We start from the raw sequence: 20,368 nt of genomic DNA, 5'->3' as shown, positions 1-20,368 counted from the left end.
TTAGTACTGTATAAGTGCAAGTGTTCAACCTCAACCACAAATTATGGTTTTTAAAAATTGAATAAAACTGTATAAGAAAATTATAGAATAATAATTACTTAATAAGTGTTTAAAATTAACATGAATAAAAGTTTTTAAAAAGCAAAGAATAATAATAAAGAAACGTACAATAGGAGGAAAAAATGAAAAATAAATTAAAGTATATTTTATTCATTTTTCTGAGTATATTTTTTATTATTTTAATATTTGAAGAAAATATCAGTAGTGTTCTTGCAGTATCTAACCAATTAAGTAATGAGCAATTTACAGAAAATGAAAAGATTAGCAAGCACAAGAAAAAAATAATTTATTTAACTTTTGATGATGGACCTAGTTATAAAGTAACAAATAAAATTCTAGATATACTAAAAGAAAATAAAGTACAAGCAACTTTTTTTCTAATAGGTGATCAAATTAAAGCTAAAGAAGATGTGGTAAAAAGAATTTATGAGCAAGGAAATAGCATAGGACTTCATACTTATACTCATAATTTTAAAAAGATTTATTGTAATGAAGATAAGTTTATACAAGAAATGATTATTTGTCGTAGTGAAATTAATGAAACTATTGGAATTTCACCGAATATAATTAGATTTCCAGGTGGTAGTTACAAGCATTTAAGTAAAAGTTATTTAAAAAAATTACATGATAATAAGTTTAAAGTGTATGATTGGAATTTGGATAATTTTGATGGATTAAATCCAAAGATTTCACCATATAAATTATATACAAAAGCTATAGAAAGAAATGAGGAAATGCAACCTGTTATATTGCTTTTACATTGCACTGATTTGAATAAAAACACTTGTGAAGCACTTCCTAAAATAATAGAATATTACAAATCCAATGGGTATGAATTTAAGACTATTACAGAAGAAACAACAGAATTATACTTCCCAATAAAAAGATAAATATTTAGTTGAAAATATCTTGGATAGTTATAGAATTGTAGTATATTTAGTGGTATCAAGTAATATAAGTATATCTTTAGTTATAGGCCTTATTTTATTTCAATGGAAAGTACTGGTTAGACAGCATCGCTTATTAAAAACGATGCTGTCTAACCAGTACGTTAAAGTTTATTGTTTGAATTTGGGCAATATGATATGATACCTATGATTTTAAAATTTAATACCAGAGAATAGGTGGCTCCACACAGCTTAAAAAACCAGTATGATTATACTGGTTTTTTCTTATATTGATAGACAAACTACAAGTGACTTTTTGATGGTTCTGAAATGTTTTTAAGAGCGTCTTCTGCATTATCCTGAAGGTTAGGCTCTACTGAAATATCTCCTAGAGAAACTATGCCAACGAGATTATTATTTTGAACAATAGGCAGCCTTCTTATTTGTTGTTCGCTCATTATTCTTGCTGCATCATGAACATCCATATCAGGAGTTCCTGTAACAGGATTTGAAGTCATGACATCGCTTATCTTCTGTTGATTTACATTTGCACCTGCTGCTACGGATTTTAATGTAATATCTCTGTCTGTAACTATTCCAACTAATTTTTCCTGACTACATATAGGTATTGAGCCTACATCAAACTGCTTCATCAGTTGAGCAGCCCTCTCAATAGAATCCTCTGAGTTTAAACTTACTATATCATTTGACATTATATCTTTTACTATCATAATATTCACCTCCAAAAATATATTCTCCAATGAATTTAAAATATATACTTCAAAGTGAATTTTTTATAAAAGAAATTCAACTTGCTTAGGGTGCAATTAAAGAATCAACAAATAAATAACATTTGATTTGTCCTATGATTATGTTAGCTATTACAACTGGATTATTAGGAACATCAGTCCCTCTTATATTTAAAAGCCATGCAATGTCATCTAATGAACTTAATCAATTACAAAAAAGAGCCAATTAAATGCAAGACAAATTTATCCATGTTTGTTTTCTCCTTTGAATAGGTATATATAGCTTTTATTACTAAATATTATACATCATTTCTATACATTTTACATATTATGCTGAAATAATTTCATGGAAATTAAAACTGTGTCTATTGTAGATTTAGCAACCTTAGGTATATTATTGGGTATTCAATTATCTAGAAAATTGCCTTTTAAAATTTAAGAGTAATAGCAGATAAAAATAAAACCTTTACATATTCTTTATTATATTGGTTAAAAATATAACTGTTAAGTAACTATATTTTTTATGAATAGGGGGAAAAAAACATGAATAAAAATAAAATGACTAAAAATGTTAAAACCAATAAAGCCATAGATAACATTACTGAAAAGACTATGAATAACACAAAAACAACTTCTCATGATGGTTCTATTACTAAAATCAAATAGTTACTTTTAGCTAAAAAGGTAGCTCTATTATCGAAAAAAGTTGACGTAGTTTGTTGGTCAGCTTTTTTCAATTGTCCTAGCACTAGAAAATCATATTTACGATATTGATTACTAAAGACAATATAATAATAAAATTATTTTTATGATTTAGTGTGCTAACATGGTTTATATTATGAAAAAGTACTCGTTACATATTTCTTTTGAAATATATTAAATAAAATGAATTAAATTTAAACTTATTGTTTATACTAAGTTCGAAATAATTTAATAATTATAAAGGGGATTTTTTTATGACTGTTAGCTCAAAAGTAAAACAAACATTAGCAACGCTAAGGGGAACTGAGGCGACTTTAAGAGTATACTCATTGCAAGAACGTGATAAAGAAGCTAGGGCTATTTATGCTGAGGCATTTGAAGAAATAAGTAAAATTAAACTAGATTTAGAAAAAAGGGTTGGTACTATAGAATTTGAGGAACCCCAATATAAGGGCAACTAAGTGAGGTGGAATATGGATACTTGGTTAAGACTATTATTTAATTCAATACTTTTATTTTTCTTATCATTAGTTATAGTAAGGTATATGAAGAAAAAAAGCTTATCTAATGCTACTGCTTTTGATTTTATTTCTTATGCCGTTATTGCTGTTACTGTGACTTTAATTTCATTAGATGTCATTTCAAATATTTACTTTGGCCTAATTACACTAGGTGTTTGGGCAATCATGCCTATTATTTTAGATTACGCTTCCATGAAAAGTAAATGGATATACAACGCAATAAATGGTAAGGAAAGAGTATTAATTAAAAATGGTAAAGTCATGGAAGATAATTTATCTAAAGAAAGAATCACAGGGCAAGAATTTCTACAACAATTACGTTCAAAAAAGGCATTTAATTTAGCTGATGTTGAATTTGCTGTAATGGAAACAACTGGAGATATCAATGTTAGTTTAAAAGCTGATAAAAAACCCGTTACCGCCTATGATTTAGGCACAAAGGTTGCACCTAAGACTGAACCACAGGCAGTTATTTTAGATGGAAATATATTAAATGAAAGCCTTACCAATATTGGATTAAATCACTGCTGGCTTAGAACCGAGCTAGAAAACAAGGGTGTTGCACTTGAAAATGTTTTTATAGGTCAAGTAGATTCTTCTGGAGATTTATATCTAGATCTTTTTGATGATATGATACAAGTCCCAAAAACACAGGTTAAAGAAATGTTATATGCTAGTATTCAAAAAAGTCAGGCAGACCTTATGTCCTTTTCTTTAGAAAGCGACAATAAAGTAGCAAAAGCTATGTACTTAAAAAATGCTGAAAATTTAAATAAAGTTATGGAAAAATTAGAACCCTATTTATTACGTTAGAAGGTGAAATAAATGTCCAATATGAAAAAGAAAAAATTAACTAAAGCACAACTACAATATGATGAATTGCAAAAAAAAATAGAACCTAAAAGACCTATTTTAAAAAATTGTATTAAAGCATTTCTTGTCGGAGGTATCATATGCACTATAGGTCAAATCTTACAGTTCTTCTTTATGACCTATTTTGGTTTTGATGAAAAAACAGCAGTTACTCCCACTACTTTAGTATTAATCTCTGTTTCAGCTTTACTTACTGGATTTGGAGTTTACGATCATCTTGGTCAATGGGCCGGCGCTGGATCTGCTGTTCCAATTACAGGTTTTTCCAATTCTATAACTTCTGCTTCAATTGAGCACAAAAGCGAAGGATTTGTACTCGGAGTGGCTGGAAATATGTTTCAGCTTGCTGGGGCAATTATTGTTTACGGAGTTTTTTCTGCTTTTGTAGTTGCTACAATAAAAATCACAATAAAATGGCTGGGGGCGATGTAAATGCTTAAAGGACATCAATCATGGATTTTTAATTCTAAACCTACAATATTAGCATCAGCTGCAGTTGGTGGTCCCTTTGAAGCTAATGGTGCTTTAGCGGATGATTTTGATATACTTCATGAAGATTTATGGCTTGGACAAGATAGTTACGAAAAAGCAGAAAAGGTTCTTCTAGAACATGCTTGTGAAAGAGCAATAAAAAAATCAACTATAAAAAAAGAAGATATTAATTTTTTTATAAGTGGAGACTTGATGAATCAAATCATTTCTAGTAGTTTTACTGCACGAACTTTGGGGATACCTTTTTTAGGTATCTTTGGGGCTTGCTCTAGTTCCATGGAGGGTTTATCACTTGCTGCTCAATTAATAGAAAGTAAATGTGCCAAATATGTTATAGCATCTGCAAGTAGCCATAATGCAGCTGCAGAAAAACAATTTAGATATCCTACAGAATACGGTGGACAAAAACCTCCTACTGCTCAGTGGACAGTAACAGGAGCTGGGGCTGTAGTACTAGGAGAACAAGGAGCTGGTCCAAAAGTAACTTCCGCTACTATAGGAAGAGTAATAGATATGGGAATTTCAGATCCCTTCAATCTTGGAGCAGCAATGGCACCAGCTGCTGTAGATACCATTGAAGCTCATTTTAGAGATTTGAATATTGATGCTTCCTATTATGATCTTATTGCTACTGGTGATTTAGGCAAGGTAGGACATGAACTTGCTAATGGTTTATTAAAAACTCATGGCATTTCTATGCCATCAGATATATTTACAGATTGTGGACTTTTAATATATAAAGAGGATCAACCAGTTTTCTCTGGTGGTAGTGGCTGTGGCTGTTCTGCCACCGTAACTTATGGACATTTTTTTAATCGTATGCGAAGAGGAGAATTAAAGAAGATATTAATTGTTGCAACAGGTGCTTTAATGTCTCCAATATCCTATCAACAAAAGGAAAGTATACCTTGTATTGCACATGCTGTTTCTATAGAAATGTAAAAAAGAAGGTGTGAGTTAAGTTATGGAAAAATTAATTTTTGCATTTATCATAGGTGGTTTGATTTGTGTTATTGGGCAACTTATATTAGATATTTTTAAAATTACTCCTGCACATACTACTTGTACATTAGTTGTAATTGGAGCAATTTTAGGAGGATTGGGCTTATATGATCCTCTGGTAAAGCTTGCAGGTGCAGGTGCTTTTGTGCCTATAAGTAGCTTTGGAAATACTCTTGTAACAGCGGCCCTACTTGATGCTGAAGAAGCAGGTTTTATAGGCATATTTACTGGTGTTCTAAAGTCAGTAAGTTCAGGGATTTCGGCAGCAATAATCTGTGGGTTTATTGCTGCACTAATATTTAAACCCAAAGGTTAGTTATCCTACTGACTTATTATTTAGGCACATTCAAAAAAATAACAAGCCAGCATGCTAGTCTATTTTGTGTCATGACGAAGCTCTACTCGTATACACCCACTCAATGTCGTCAACTTAAGAAATAAGTAAAAAAGAGAGTTTTCAAAAAACACTTGACAATAGAAGAAAAATTTGAAACCTCCTAGTGAATATACATTTACTAGGAGGTTTCTTATTTATGAATTAAACATTTAGTTATTTGGAGCTACTATTTTTCATGTGTCTTATCTTACAGGACAAACTCCAATTGCACACTCTTTATCAATGATTTCATGTTCTTCGTCGTCATCAAGTTCTGCTAATAATTCATAATCTATTGTTTTAATATTTTTTAAACGTTCTTCATAATCTTCTTTTGTTGTAGATTCATAGGGAAGGAGGGGATAAGTTTCATCGTATAATGGCAAGAAAGTTATACCAACTACATACTCAAAATTTTCATATAACCACGCAGCAACGTCATTCCATTCTCCATCTTTTACATGTACAGTAATTGAAGTGTTATGATCTGTCCAGTTTAGCATTGACATTTTATAGAGTTCAAGCTGTTCTATAGCGCCAACATCATATTTTGTTTTTCCATTTGGAGCTTTTATTGGGAATTCTATAACTTTTGTAGTACAATTCTTATCTGTTTGACCATTTTCGTTAAATATAGGATAACATTTAAGTTTTTCTATCATTTTATATAATGGATCAGATGTTGAAATTCTAACTCTTCTAATATAATAATTAGAATGTGAATAATGTATTCCTGAACTTACACATGGAAGAGTTGAAAGAGACCCTTCTGGTTTAATGGTAGTCATTAGCTCAGGTACTGAAATTCCAAGCTCAGTGCAATATCTTGTACCTTCATTTCTAACAACTTTTCTCAAATGATTTAATAATTTAGCTAAATCTTCATAACTCATATTTGTTTTGTTTACCATATCCATCATACCAGTTAAAGAAATTCCGATTATTCTATCTTCTTTCATAACCTTATCCCATTCTGGAAGTTCAACAGTTACTAAGGTCATTCTAATTGCTACTCTTGTAGATAGTTTTAATATTTCTTCCAAATGCTTAATATCTAATTGGTTATTTTCATTTACAAAAGCTACTAAATTATTTGTAGATAAATTACAGCACTCATGAGATTTAAGCAAAATTTCTCCACATGGATTACAACCTTTAAAGCTATTTTTTCTCTTTGCTGCTTCAGTACCGTTAATAAATCCCGGTTCGCCATTTATTTTTATGGAATTTAATATTTCTTTTATTTTATCCAAAGATGGTCTTTCTTTATATAAAACAGAATTATTACTCATTTTTCGATGAGAAACATCTGGATTTTCTATCCAATTTCCATCCACTATTGTGTAGAGATTACTTTTTGCATTAATAACATCTTTATCATCTTCATCGCAAAGAATCATCATAGCACTACGTCTTACTCCACCAGATACAACATTTTCGCTTATTATAGTTGCTAAATCAAGAACATCTATTGAGTTTAAGTTACCATCTATAAGATTATTACAAACCTTATTAATCTTTTCAAACATTCTACTTAATGATTTGTGCCCAGATGCGCGTCCACCAAATTTTTTTAGCCTTTCACCTTCAGGCCTAACATAACTATAATCAATTATTACTTTTTTAATATTAATATGTTCCGGGTTTGTAACTAATTTAAAGTAAGTTTCTAATGCGCTGCACCAACCTTCTTTACTATCGCCAACTCTGATTGTAGCTATAGAAGAATCTTTTGTATCTAAAATAAATTTTGTATCTTCCATATATTCTTTTGGCATATATTTACTAACATCTTCAGTATATTCTTCATTTAAAGATATTTTTCTTACTTTAGGCATATTTGATATTAATTTTTTATCAATTCTAACGCCCACACCAGAACCAACCATAAGAAGATAAAATACATCTACAAAATCATGAAATTTTTCAATCATTGTAAAGCAACAATTATAATTTGAAAGTGGGTAATTTTTTACTATATCTGTTCCACCCATATAAAGAGTTCTACCTGATGTAAAAGTTCTTAAATTAAATAAGTTATCAAATAAAAGTTCAGCTTCTTTAACTTCATCTTTCATGTTTATAAATAATCCCTGTTTCTTTTTAAAATCTATACCAAGTACAATATTATATTCAGTTGTTCTAAGAACAGTTTCAAACCAATTTTCTCTTCTTTTTTTATCATCCAAATACCTTGAATAAGTTCTTAAATAAACAAATTCACCAATATTGCTTAAGGGTGTATTCTTAACTTCTTTATATTCCTTTAAAAATGTTTCTGATAATATTTTATTCATATATATTCCTCCAAGCTTGTTTTCAAGTAATTTAAGAAGTCTTTAAACACTTCTTTTGTTCTATTCTAGAAGTGTAGTATTTCTTATTAAGTGATAACTATTATTCTATACTATTTCATAATAAAATACAATATATTGTGTTTAATAATATATATAATACTATATGTAGTTTTTATATATTTGTCTATTGATAGAGTTATTAAAAATATAATTGCAAAGGAAAATATCTAAAGTTAGCTAATAAAAATTTTCAATGCTACTTTTACTAGTATTTTTATAGATTATTATTTACTAATGGTGGTTAAGATATTACTTCCAAAGAAAATAATAAGTTTTTTGTGGTTGCGCGAATTAACTCATTTGAAAAATATTTCAATGGTACACAAATATTTAGAACATTTATGCCACAACACATGGCTTTTGCGGGTATAACAGGAACTCAATTATATAGAGGGTTAGAAAACCATAAATATTGTGGCTCTTGTGGAAGTGAATTGATAAAAAGTGAAAATGAAAGAGTGATGGTATGTAATAAGTGTAATCAATACGAAAAAATATAAAGGGATAATATTATAATAAGTTCTTAGAGTATGTAATTTATAAGCAAAACTAACATTTAAATTATACGGTTTTTCGAAATTTATTACAATACGTATAGTATTTTATAGGGCTTTACTTAAACAGCTATATAAAAAGTTGTAATAAAGCACTTCCTCTATTAATGAGTTACTACAAAAATATGTTTTTTGCTTGATTATTGTGTGATTTTTCAAAGGTGAAGTGTTTTGTTAGCTGTAAATTGTAAGTAAGTTGTGATTATACTGTAACAAAACTGTGACAATTTAAGGATAATATACAGATATAGGTTCAATGAAGTGAATCAAAATACATATATAAATAATTGAGGTGAGGAAAATGAGTAATAAAGTAGTTTATTCTGTCATAGTGCCTTTATATAATGAAGAACTTGTTATAGATGAAAGCTATAGAAGATTAAAAAAGGTTATGGATTGCACAAAAGAAAATTATGAAATTGTATTCGTTAATGATGGAAGTAGAGATAAAACAAGAGAGAAAGCTGAAGAAATATGTGAAAATGATGAAAAAATAAAGCTTATTAACTTTTCACGAAATTTTGGTCATCAGGCAGCAATAACAGCAGGAATGGACTTATCCTTGGGAGATGCAGTGGTTGTAATAGATGCAGATCTTCAAGATCCTCCAGAAGTAATTTTGAAGATGATTGAAAAATGGAAGGAAGGTTATGAAGTTGTCTATGGGAAGAGAATAAAAAGAGAGGGAGAGACTTTCTTTAAAAAATTTACAGCTAAGATGTATTATAGATTGCTAAAGAGTATGACTAGTGTTGATGTTCCAGTAGATACAGGAGATTTTAGACTTATAGATAGAAAGGTATGTGATACACTAATAGCACTTCCTGAAAAGAATAGATACGTGAGAGGACTTGTAAGTTGGATTGGATATAAACAAACCTGTGTAGAATTTACAAGACAAGAGAGATTTGCTGGTGATACTAAATATCCCCTTAAAAAGATGATTAAATTGGCTTTTGATGGTATAACATCTTTATCATATAAACCACTTGTTATTGCTGGATACTTTGGAGGTTTAGCTTTTTTTGTAGGAATAGTTTCAATAATTGTTACTATTGTAAAAGATATGTTTAATAAAACTAGATTAATAGACTTAGGTATTATGATATCAATTAATATGATGATGTTTGGTGTAACTTTAGGCTGCATTGGTATATTGGGTCAATATATTGGAAGAATTTTTGACGAAAGTAAAGGAAGACCTATTTATATAATTGATAGCACAACAAATTATAAGAGAGCTGATAAAAAATATGAAATTAGTAATTAGTGTAACGAATTATATTTTTAATGGAAAACTTAAAGCAGTAAGTCGTTTTTCTATTATAGGAATATTAAATACACTTATGGATTTTGCTATATTTACAATATTTCAGAGTTTGTTTGGAATAAATTATACAGTAAGTCAGATAGCAGGATTCAGCTTTGGAGTTATAAATAGTTTTATATTTAATAAGAATTGGACATTTCAAAATAGAAATGCTAATAAAAAGACAGTTCATGAATTCTTGCAATTTATCACTATCAATTTAATTTCACTTATAATTACAATAATATTTATGAGATTTTTGATAAATAAATTTGAGCTTAATGTATATGTAACAAAAATAATTGTAACATTCATAGCCCAAATAACAAATTTTCTTGCATACAAATTATGGGTATTTAATTAGGTAAAGGTATATTTTAAAGGGATTATATGAAACTTAAATACAAAAAGGAAAATAACTTTCTATGGGGAGGCAAAAATGAAAAAACTTAAATTTACAAAAGAGACTTTAGGGTTATCATTAATTTTAATATTATCTGCAATACTAAATTTTGCAAACATAGGTATAGAGGGATATGGAAATGGATATTACGCTGCTGGCGTAAAAAGTATGACTATGAATCTTAAAAATTTCTTTTTTGTATCCTTTGATCCTGCAGGGTTTGTAACTATTGATAAACCGCCACTGGGATTTTGGATACAAACTATATTTGCTAAAATATTCGGTTTTAGTGGTTGGAGTATACTTTTACCACAGGCTATTGCAGGTGTGATTTCAGTTTATCTTATATATTATCTTGTTAAAAGATCTTTTGGAACTGTAGCCGGGCTAATTTCAGGATTATGTCTTGCAGTAACTCCAGTTTTTGTAGCTGCAAGTAGAAATAATACTATAGATAATTTACTTGTTGTTACACTACTTTTCGCTTGCATAGCTCTTTCAATAGCAGCAGAAAAAGGAAAAGTTAAGTATCTTATAATAAGTTTAGTTCTTGTAGGTATTGGATTTAACATAAAAATGTTAGAAGCATATATGATTGGACCTGCTTTTTATATAACATATCTTCTTTCTTCAGCTATATCTTTTAAGAAGAAGATAACACATCTTGTTGTGGGTACCATTATTCTTTTTGCGGTGTCCTTGTCTTGGGCAGTAATTGTAGACCTAGTACCAGCACAAAATAGACCTTTTGTAGGTAGTAGTACTGACAATAGTGTTATAGAACTTATAATTGGACATAATGGTTTGGAGAGATTGGGACTTGGTAGTAAATCAGATAGAGGTGCTGGAAACTTTGTTAATGATATTCAAGGTGATGGACAAAGTCAATCTAAAAATAATACTGATGCCAATACTAATGATACAGAAGATATTTCTACTAATAATGTTCAAAATAACTCTAATGGCAATGATCAAGGTGAGGGAATGCAAGGTGGTGCTCCGAATGGAAATAATCAAGGAATGCCTGGAGTAACTTCAAATGATAATGGCCAAGAAGATGGAAGCATGCAACCGCCAAATGGAGGAAGCCAAGGCAGTCCAGGAGGACAAAATGGTGGACCAGGAGGTCAAGGTGGTGGTAATGGATCTTTTGGAGGTCAAACTCCAGCAGGTGTTACAAGATTATTCTCTAAAAACAGTTTATCAGATCAAATAGTTTGGTTTTTACCACTTGCTCTGTTTGGATTTATAGCAGGTGCAATAGAAGAAAAATTAAGATTTAAGTTAGATAATAGAAGAAAATTATCACTAGTATTATGGTTTGTATGGCTAGTTCCTGAATTTATATATTTCAGCTATACAACAGGATTGTTCCATCCATATTATTTAACAATGATGGCACCTCCGGTTGCAGCTTTAGCAGGAATCGGAATTTCAACAATGTGGCAATTTTATAAAGAAGGTAAATGGAAATCATGGTTTTTACCAGTAGCCTTTGTTGCAGAAGGTTTAACTCATATGTTAATGCTATCTTACTACTATAATAGCATGTTAACTGTTATAAGAACTATAATTATAGTAGCTTTAATATTGTGTTTCGCATCTTCCATTGCACTTGCAATATTGACTATTTTAAACATGTTAAAAAGCAAAAAGAATACTTCTGAGAATAATTATCATTTAAAAGAAAATAAAGGAATGATGCTGAAGAAAACATTAGTTGGAATTGCGTTAATAGGAATTTTAGTAACTCCCTTTATTGGTGCAAGTGCTACAATAACTCATAAGTTAAATGACACTATTCCTGCTGCTGGATTAGAACTTCTTTCTAATACACAAAAAGGTGATTTTGATGGTGGAAATGGAGCTAAAACTAATAGCACAAATACAAAGTTAATTGAATTCTTAAAAAGTAATAAAACAAATGAAAAATATTTACTTACTGTTTCTTCAGCTCGTAGTGCTCAAGATATGATAATTCAAACAGGTGAATCTGTAATGGCTATTGGTGGTTTTTCAGGCTCTGACAATATACTTACCTTGGATGAATTTAAGGCATTAGTTGAAAAAGGAGAAGTAAGATATGTACTTTCAGGAGGCATGGGAGGCGGAGACAAGGGTGGTAACGAGATTATGAATTGGGTTACTCAGAATGGTAAAGTTGTTTCCGAAAGTGAATGGAAAGATTCTACTACATCAAACAATCAATTACAAGATAATACTGCAAATTCGCAAAATGACAGTTTAAATAAGAATTATAGTGAAAAATCTAGTTCACAAAAACAAAATTCTAATAAAAATAATAACAAAAATTCGGATTCAGGAAGACAGAATTATGGCGGATTCGGAGGAGAAAACAATTCTGAACAGTTATATGACTTAAAGGATGCAGCTGATACTTTAAAGTAAAAATAAAGAATTGTATTAAGAATATGAATGGGTAAAATATTACATTGAATAAATTAAATATTTTACCCATTTTTTAATGATAGGAAAGTATGAAATTTTGCAATCACAAAGAATTACTAAAATCTAAAATTAAGTAGTAAAATATATTTTTATAAATACCATTAGTATTGCCATATTCATTGTGAATTGAATTAGTGATGGGAGAGTAAGGAATGGAAAAAGCTAATTTTAAAAAAAATATACTTAGAATAAGTTTGATATTTATAGTATTGATATCAGTATTTTTATGCATTTACACAGTAGGGAGTTATAAGAATAATAATACTATGACACAAAACAATCAATTTAGAGGAAAAGGAAATACATCTAATAATGATGCAAATAATATGCAAAATGATCAGAATTCATCACAGAGTATACCTTCATCAAATGGAACTGCTCAATCAAAAGGAAACGAAGATGTTGCTCCACAAAACGGCAATACACAGTCTGGGCAAACTGGGAGTATGATGCCATCAAATAGCAATAGACAGCCTGGACAAAACAGGAATAAGCAAGCAGGAGATAATGGGAATAAGCAATTAGGACAAAATGGAGATATGCAAAGAGGAAGTACAAATTCTAAATACGTTCCAGCACTTACTACATACTTCGGAATATTTTTAATTTTATGTATTGGAATGTATTACTTATTTAGACGTAAAAATATAAAGATTAATTTAGCAGATGAAAAAATAGTGTTATTTACACTATTAGCTGTAGGACTTCTTTTAAGGATTGCAGCATCAACTCTCATGGAAGGATATAGCGGTGATATTAACTTGTTTAAAAATTGGGCATCAACTGCTGCAAATAGTCTTTCACAAGTTTATTTGAGTGCTAGATCAGCAGATTATCCACCATTATATATATACGTTTTAGCTTTAATTGGTAAGATCGCAAAGATACCTGCCATTAATTCATATTATGTATTAATGCTTAAGTTGCCAGCAATAATAGCTGATATTATTACATCTTATTTTATATACAGACTAGGGAAAAAACATTTTAGCCGAGTAGTTAGTATCTTCTTAGCTGCATTTTATATTTTTAATCCAGCTATTTTTATAGATTCTACTTTTTGGGGGCAAGTGGATTCTTTCTTCACATTATTAATTGTTATTGCAGTGTTTTTATTATCTGAAAAGAAAATTGCTGCCTCATCTGCAATGTTTGCAGTAGCTGTACTTATGAAGCCACAAGGAATTATATTTTTGCCTATACTTTTCTTTGAACTCGTACGTGAAAGAAAAGTAAAAAACTTTATATATGCAATAGTGTCAGCAATGGTTACAGCTCTAATAATTATAATTCCATTTTCATTAAATGGGCAAAGTCCACTATGGATTTTTAATCTCTATTCAAAGACTATATCAGAATATCCATATGCTTCTGTTAATGGATTTAACTTTTTTAGTTTAATAGGAGCAAACTACAAAAATAATACAGATAATTTATTTGTATTTAACTATCATACTTGGGGAATGCTTTTTATTATAGTAACAACGTTAATTTCATGGTTTGTTTATATCAAAAACAATAATAGAAATTTTGTTTCAGCCATAGCATTACTTCAAATTGCAGGGATATTTACTTTTTCAGTTGGAATGCATGAGAGATATTTATTTCCGGCAGTAGCATTATCAATTTTAGCATTTATATGCTTAAAGGATAGAAGATTTTTTATATTGTCTATAGGATTCAGCATTACTAGTTATATTAATATATCTTCTGTTCTTTTCAATTTAAATTCAGCAACTTTTAATATTTTACTCAAAATAACTTCATTTTTAAATGTACTTTTAGTTGTTTATTTGGTAAAAGTTTTGTTTGAAAATGCTATTAAAAAAAGTTTTGCAGAAATTATAAAAGAGGAGAGTAATCAGAATTTATAAAAAAGGAGCGTAAATTGTTATGAACGTAAAGAAAGCAATAATCCCAGCAGCTGGGCTAGGAACAAGATTCTTGCCAGCAACAAAAGCACAACCAAAGGAAATGTTACCTATAGTAGATAAGCCTACTATTCAATATTTAGTGGAAGAAGCAGTTGAATCAGGTATTGAAGAAATATTAATAATTACAGGGAGAAATAAGAGAGCTATAGAAGATCATTTTGATAAATCTGTGGAGCTTGAAGATGAACTTGAACGTAGCAATAAAGAAGAATTACATAAACTCATACAAAATATATCTAATATGGCAGATATTTATTATATACGTCAAAAAGAACCTAAAGGATTAGGGCATGCTATAAGCCGTGCTAAAACATTTGTAGGAAATGAACCATTTGCAGTTATGCTGGGTGATGATATAGTTGATAGTGAAGTTCCATGCCTTAAACAGCTAATAAATTGTTATGATAAATATAAAACTTCTATTTTAGGTGTGCAAGAAGTAAAAGAATCAGAAGTATCTAAGTATGGCATAGTAGAATGTCTAAAAATTGAAGATAGAATTTATAAGGTTAATGATATGATAGAAAAACCTGAATTTGAAGAAGCACCTTCAAATATAGCTATTCTCGGAAGATATATCATAACTCCGAATATATTTGATGTACTTGAGAAAACTAAACCAGGTAAATGTGGAGAAATACAGTTAACGGATGCTTTAAAGGAGCTATTAAAACAAGAAGCAGTATATGCTCATTGTTTTGAAGGAAAAAGATATGATGTTGGAGATAAAATGGGATTTTTGCAAGCTAATATAGAATTTGCTTTAAAACGTGATGATTTAAAAGAAAATCTTATGAACTATATTTTAAATATTAAAGAAAGAAATGACTTTTTTTAATAAATGGTAAATTGAAGATTTAACTTTTTATTCTATAGCTATCTGCCCTAATGCAGCAAGCTTTTTATAGATACTTCGAGTTTTATTATTTAATAACTCATTTGTGACCAAGTTGTAACCTAAATGGGTTATAATAAGTATATTTAGTAGTTTTTTTGGAGGGATAGTATGAAGGGGAAAAAGATATTAGTAGTTGATGATGAGCCATTAATAAGAAAGCTTGTAACAGATTTTCTTAAAAAGGAAGGTTATAGCACTATTGAAGCAGAGGATGGACGAAAAGCCATGGATTTGTTTTTTGAAGAAGATATAGATTTAATAATTCTTGATGTGATGCTACCAGAATATGATGGTTTTACTGTATGTAGAGAAATAAGAAAAAAATCCAGAGTTCCAATTATAATGTTAACAGCAAGAGGCGAAGAATTTGATGAAATTTTTGGCTTGGATATTGGCGCAGATGAGTATATTTCAAAACCTTTTAGTCCTAATATATTAATAGCAAGGGTAAATGCTGTACTTAGACGGGTAATATCCACAGACACTAAGATTAAGGAGTTTGATGGATTAAAAATAGACCATAATGCACATCAGGTTATTATGGAAGGTTGTATAATTGATTTAAGTCCTAAAGAATATGAGTTACTAACTTATCTTGCTGAAAATTATGGCAAGGCACTAAGTAGAGAGCAAATATTAGATAAAGTGTGGGGATATGATTATTATGGCGATTTAAGAACAGTGGATACACATATAAACAGATTAAGAATAAAATTGGATTCGAAAAGTGATTATATAAATACGGTACGTGGCTACGGTTATAGATTTGAGGTTGAGAAATGAATAAATCCATAAGATCAAAGCTTTTTGCCTCCATAACGTTCTTGTTAATATTCTTTGTTTTTGTTTTGTGTATATTAAATAATTTATATCTCCAACAATATTACATAAACAAAAAGAAAAGTATGCTAATAGAAAATGCAAAAAATTTAATAAGCATGTATACAGGAAATCCACAAGATATACAAGATGAGTTAGATAGAACAGCTAATATAACAGGAAGCAGTATTGATATTCGTGATAAGCAAGGAAAAATTGTCTACACGTCTTCACGTAGACTACCTAATGAAAAAAATATAATGGAGAATAGTAGATATAAACCTGGTATGCAACAACCACTAGATCAACCTGATGTAAGTGATAAGATTAACGAGTATACAGAGGGTGAGTACACTTTTGAAACTAGGCGGGATGTGCAGCTAAAAATAGATTTTCTGACGTTAGTAACAAAATTAAATAATGGAGATATACTTGCTATAAGAGTTCCATTAGTTTCAATAAGTGAAAGTGTGGATATTGCAAATAGATTTATTATTATGACAGGAATTATAATTGCAATTTTAGGAAGCATATGGGCATATTTGTTTTCAAAAAAATTTACTAAGCCTATATTAGAGGTGAATAATATTGCTAGAAATATGGCTAAATTTGACTTTAGTGAAAAATGCAAAATAAGGGGAAAAGATGAAATTGGGCAACTTGGCCAAAGTGTTAATTACTTATCTGGTGAGCTTAATACAGCAATTACAGAATTAAGCATAAAGAACAAGAATCTTGAAGAGGATATAGAAAAAGAAAGAAAAATAGATGAGATGAGGAAAGAGTTTATATCGAGTGTTTCTCATGAACTTAGAACTCCACTATCAGTAATACAAGGATATGCAGAAGGACTTGTTAGTAATGTTACCGAAAGTGAAGAGGATAGAAAGTTTTACTGCGATGTTATAATGAAGGAAACAGATAAGATGAATAAGTTAGTAAAGGATTTATTAAATCTTTCTCAAATTGAATCAGGTTATTTTCATATTGAAAAAACTGAATTTAATATAACTTCTTTAGTAGAATATGTCCTTAATAAATACAAATCTATTTTTGCAGAAAAAAACATTGAAATACAATTTGAACTTGGTGAAAGCATAATCGTATGTGGAGATATGGTGAGGATTGAGCAGATACTTACAAATTATATTAATAATGCCATTAATCATGTGAATAACAATAGAACTATTAAAATAGACAAAACAGTTAATAAGGATAAAATAAAAATAAGTGTATTTAACACAGGAAAACATATACCAGAAGAATCATTAGAAAAGATATGGACTAGTTTTTACAAAGTAGACAAAGCTAGAACAAGAGCTTATGGAGGATATGGACTAGGACTTTCTATAGTGAAAGCTCTTGCAGATCTTCATAATAACGCTTGTGGAGTGAAAAACGTTGAAGGTGGAGTAACTTTTTGGTTTGAAATTGATAAGTCACATTTGGAAAAATAACAGATAATATGCTTATATGTTATTTTTTATTTAAGGCTGAAAAGTAATAAAAAAATATATAATATATCTTTATTTTTTATTATATAAGGAGTATCATAAGAGATATAAAAATTTAGAAGGGAATGATTATGTTGGAAAAGGTTGGAGCATTTTTTATACCTGCTATTTTGGTTATAATTAGTTTAATATGTCTATATGTGTTAATATTTAAAATACTAGGACTTAGAATAATTGGGACAAGCGAAGTTGGGATTGTTGAGAAATGGTGGTCTCCAAAAGGAAATTTAAAAGACGGAAAATTCATTGCACTTAATGGGGAAGCTGGATTTCAACCAGATGTTTTGAGAACTGGTATACACTTTAAATCATGTTTAATATATAAAGTTGAAAAGTGTCCATTAGTAACTATACCTCAAGGACAAATAGGATATGTATTTGCTAGAGATGGTGAGCCTTTAAAGGAAACTCAAACTTTAGGTAGAGTTGTAGAGTGTGCTAATTATCAAGATACCAGAGTTTTTTTAGCTAATGGAGGACAAAAGGGACCTCAAAGATCTATTCTTAGAGAAGGAACATATGCTTTTAATCTTAGTGCTTTTATTATTTTCACAGAAGCTACTGATTATTATATAAACATTGGAAATAAGCTAGAAGCAGCACAAATAAAAAGAATGTCTGATGATTTAAGAGCACAAGGTGGTTTTAGACCAGTCGTAATTAAAGAAGGAACTGTAAATGTGTCAGGAGATGTTATTAAAGATCCTATGGGAATTGTAACAGTACAGGATGGACCTTCTTTACCAAATGGAGAGATAATAGCTCCTGTTGTTGGACAAGACCCTTTAGATTTAGAAACCTATCACAACAATTTCCAAAATACAGAGGCTTTCTTAAAGGCTGGAGGATATAGAGGAAAGCAGTATCAAGTAATTAGTGATGGTACTTATTTTATAAATCGTTTATTTGCAAGTATAGATATTATTCCTAAGACAATCATTCCTGTTGGTTTTGCAGGAGTCGTAAATTCTTTTGTTGGTAAAAAGGGTATTGATGTAACTGGCAGTAATTATACCCATGGAGAGCTTGTGGAAGAAGGTTGTAAGGGTATATGGGCAAATCCTTTAAAACCAGGTAAGTATTCATATAATCTTTCCGCAGGAATTTTAACTCAAGTGCCTACTACTAATTTTATATTAAAATGGGTTCAAGATGAGGTCGGTGGACACAAATTTGATGAAAACTTAAAAGAGGTAACATTAATAACTAGGGACGCTTTTGAACCAACATTGCCACTATCAGTTGTTGTCCATATTGATTATAAAAAAGCACCTCTTGTTATTCAAAGATTTGGAGATATAAAGAGGTTAGTCGATCAAACTCTTGATCCAATGGTTTCATCTTATTTTAAGAATATAGGTCAAACAATGACTTTAATAGAGCTTATTCAAAATCGTTCTGAAATTCAGAAACAAGCTACTGAAGAAATGAAGTCAAAATTTCAAAATTATAACTTAGAGCTTGAAGAAGTTTTAATTGGAACACCTTCACCAAATGGAGATAAGAAAATTGAGGAAATCTTAAAGCAATTAAGTGATAGACAATTGGCTAAGGAAAAGATTGAAACTTATAATAGTCAAATGAAGGCGAGTGAAAAAGAAAAGGAATTAAAAGAATTCCAAGCTAAATCAGAGCAACAAGCAGAGCTTACTAAATCAGAGATCAATATTAAAATTCAAGATAATGTTGGTAAAGCAGAACTCCAAAAAGCTAAGCAAGATGCTGAAAGACAAAAAACTCTTGCAGATGCTGAATCATATAAGGTTAAGAGACTTGGAGAAGCGCAAGCAGAAATGAAAGCAAGACTGGGTATTGCTCAAGCTATTGCAACTAAAGAACAAGTTAATGCTTACGGCGGACCTCAATATCAAGTAATTCAAGATGTAATGAGTAAATTTACAGATGCTATTAAGGAAGGAAAAATCAACATAGTACCTAATAATGTAGTTACTATGGGAGGGACTGAAAATGGCGGTAATGTAAATGCTGTAGAGAGTTTACTTGCAGTTTTATTATCTGAAAAGATAGGTGTTGATTTTAAGATTAATACTGAGGAAAGTGACTTTGCTAAAAAGATGAAACAAGATATATATAAGAAAATGAGCGAAGAAAAAACTGATTACAATGTAAAACCTAAAGAAGAAATTGAAGTAAAAGAAAAAGTTGATAATAATGTAAAATCTAAAGACGAAATAAAAGAAAAACCTGCTAAAGAATAAAAATAATTAAAATAAAATAATGTAAAAAGTCTTAACTTTAGAGTTAGGACTTTTTATTTATAAATTTAATTAATAGTCTATTTAATTAATTAGGGGCTGTTGCAAAACTAACATAGTTAGTTTTGTAGCGGCTCATTTTTTTAGATATAAAAAATGTGAATTCCAAAGAACTCACATTCATTGTATAATTTACTTATGCTAAAAACCAAATTACACACTAAAGATTATAC

Annotated in this window: 18 protein-coding genes and 1 pseudogene; 16 read left to right on the top strand and 3 right to left on the bottom strand. The window is 29.7% G+C overall.

Going from position 1 to position 20,368, the window contains the following annotated elements; all coding sequences use genetic code 11:
• Window positions 1-182 precede the first annotated feature (182 nt).
• Window positions 183-950 (top strand): polysaccharide deacetylase family protein, encoded by a 768-nt coding sequence (locus LLF98_RS12845; protein WP_291704207.1) that lies wholly within the window; start codon window positions 183-185, stop codon window positions 948-950.
• 299 nt (window positions 951-1,249) lie between these two features.
• On the opposite strand, the gene LLF98_RS12840 is transcribed toward LLF98_RS12845, so the two are convergent.
• Both LLF98_RS12840 and LLF98_RS12835 read right to left on the bottom strand, forming a co-directional pair.
• Window positions 1,250-1,678 (bottom strand): CBS domain-containing protein, encoded by a 429-nt coding sequence (locus LLF98_RS12840; RefSeq protein ID WP_291704226.1) that lies wholly within the window; start codon window positions 1,676-1,678, stop codon window positions 1,250-1,252.
• 106 nt (window positions 1,679-1,784) lie between these two features.
• Window positions 1,785-1,901 (bottom strand): annotated as a pseudogene (locus LLF98_RS12835) (aminopeptidase P family N-terminal domain-containing protein); the annotation flags it as partial.
• Between the two features lie 338 nt (window positions 1,902-2,239).
• Here LLF98_RS12835 and LLF98_RS12830 point away from each other — a divergent pair.
• The 6 genes from LLF98_RS12830 to spoVAE all read left to right on the top strand — a co-directional run bounded on the left by LLF98_RS12830 (window position 2,240) and on the right by spoVAE (window position 5,602).
• Entirely contained in the window at window positions 2,240-2,362 is a 123-nt protein-coding gene (locus LLF98_RS12830; RefSeq protein ID WP_291704205.1) for a hypothetical protein, read from the top strand.
• A 290-nt stretch (window positions 2,363-2,652) separates the two neighbouring features.
• Window positions 2,653-2,859, top strand: coding sequence for a DUF1657 domain-containing protein (locus LLF98_RS12825; protein ID WP_291704203.1), 207 nt, complete (start codon window positions 2,653-2,655; stop codon window positions 2,857-2,859).
• A gap of 12 nt (window positions 2,860-2,871) precedes the next feature.
• Complete coding sequence (locus LLF98_RS12820; RefSeq protein ID WP_291704201.1) at window positions 2,872-3,732, top strand: DUF421 domain-containing protein; 861 nt, start codon at window positions 2,872-2,874, stop codon at window positions 3,730-3,732.
• A 12-nt stretch (window positions 3,733-3,744) separates the two neighbouring features.
• Window positions 3,745-4,224, top strand: coding sequence for a stage V sporulation protein AC (gene spoVAC, locus LLF98_RS12815; RefSeq protein ID WP_291704199.1), 480 nt, complete (start codon window positions 3,745-3,747; stop codon window positions 4,222-4,224).
• Entirely contained in the window at window positions 4,225-5,226 is a 1,002-nt protein-coding gene (gene spoVAD / locus LLF98_RS12810) for a stage V sporulation protein AD (RefSeq protein ID WP_291704196.1), read from the top strand. It abuts the gene before it with no gap.
• Window positions 5,227-5,248: 22 nt separating this feature from the next.
• Window positions 5,249-5,602 carry a stage V sporulation protein AE gene (spoVAE, locus tag LLF98_RS12805; RefSeq protein ID WP_291704194.1) on the top strand — a complete coding sequence of 118 codons (354 nt, stop codon included), beginning with the start codon at window positions 5,249-5,251 and terminating at the stop codon, window positions 5,600-5,602.
• A gap of 263 nt (window positions 5,603-5,865) precedes the next feature.
• On the opposite strand, the gene nrdJ is transcribed toward spoVAE, so the two are convergent.
• The gene (nrdJ, locus tag LLF98_RS12800) at window positions 5,866-7,959 is read right to left on the bottom strand and encodes a ribonucleoside-triphosphate reductase, adenosylcobalamin-dependent (protein WP_291704192.1); all 2,094 of its coding nucleotides are present in this window, start codon (window positions 7,957-7,959) and stop codon (window positions 5,866-5,868) included.
• Between the two features lie 338 nt (window positions 7,960-8,297).
• On the opposite strand from nrdJ, the gene LLF98_RS12795 reads away from it, so the two are divergent.
• The 9 genes from LLF98_RS12795 (at window position 8,298) to LLF98_RS12755 (ending at window position 20,138) form a co-directional block, all read left to right on the top strand.
• Window positions 8,298-8,519 carry an NADH pyrophosphatase zinc ribbon domain-containing protein gene (locus LLF98_RS12795; protein ID WP_291704190.1) on the top strand — a complete coding sequence of 74 codons (222 nt, stop codon included), beginning with the start codon at window positions 8,298-8,300 and terminating at the stop codon, window positions 8,517-8,519.
• Between the two features lie 355 nt (window positions 8,520-8,874).
• Entirely contained in the window at window positions 8,875-9,843 is a 969-nt protein-coding gene (locus tag LLF98_RS12790) for a glycosyltransferase family 2 protein (protein WP_291704188.1), read from the top strand.
• Window positions 9,827-10,246 (top strand): GtrA family protein, encoded by a 420-nt coding sequence (locus LLF98_RS12785; RefSeq protein WP_291704186.1) that lies wholly within the window; start codon window positions 9,827-9,829, stop codon window positions 10,244-10,246. Before LLF98_RS12790 ends, LLF98_RS12785 begins: the two co-directional genes overlap by 17 nt.
• A gap of 75 nt (window positions 10,247-10,321) precedes the next feature.
• Entirely contained in the window at window positions 10,322-12,694 is a 2,373-nt protein-coding gene (locus LLF98_RS12780; protein ID WP_291704183.1) for a glycosyltransferase family 39 protein, read from the top strand.
• 212 nt (window positions 12,695-12,906) lie between these two features.
• Complete coding sequence (locus LLF98_RS12775; RefSeq protein WP_291704181.1) at window positions 12,907-14,628, top strand: glycosyltransferase 87 family protein; 1,722 nt, start codon at window positions 12,907-12,909, stop codon at window positions 14,626-14,628.
• Between the two features lie 19 nt (window positions 14,629-14,647).
• Window positions 14,648-15,526 (top strand): UTP--glucose-1-phosphate uridylyltransferase GalU, encoded by an 879-nt coding sequence (gene galU / locus LLF98_RS12770; RefSeq protein WP_291704179.1) that lies wholly within the window; start codon window positions 14,648-14,650, stop codon window positions 15,524-15,526.
• Window positions 15,527-15,694: 168 nt separating this feature from the next.
• Entirely contained in the window at window positions 15,695-16,369 is a 675-nt protein-coding gene (locus tag LLF98_RS12765) for a response regulator transcription factor (protein ID WP_291704177.1), read from the top strand.
• A complete protein-coding gene (locus LLF98_RS12760) occupies window positions 16,366-17,862 on the top strand; it encodes an ATP-binding protein (protein ID WP_291704175.1) in 1,497 nt (498 codons plus the stop codon). Before LLF98_RS12765 ends, LLF98_RS12760 begins: the two co-directional genes overlap by 4 nt.
• Window positions 17,863-17,990: 128 nt before the next feature.
• Window positions 17,991-20,138: an SPFH domain-containing protein gene (locus tag LLF98_RS12755; protein ID WP_291704172.1), complete on the top strand. Its 2,148-nt coding sequence runs from the start codon at window positions 17,991-17,993 to the stop codon at window positions 20,136-20,138.
• Window positions 20,139-20,368: the final 230 nt, after the last annotated feature.

This window comes from Clostridium sp. (assembly GCF_021372645.1).
Lineage (GTDB): Bacteria > Bacillota > Clostridia > Clostridiales > Clostridiaceae > Clostridium.
This window is presented reverse-complemented; position numbering and strand designations above follow the sequence as displayed.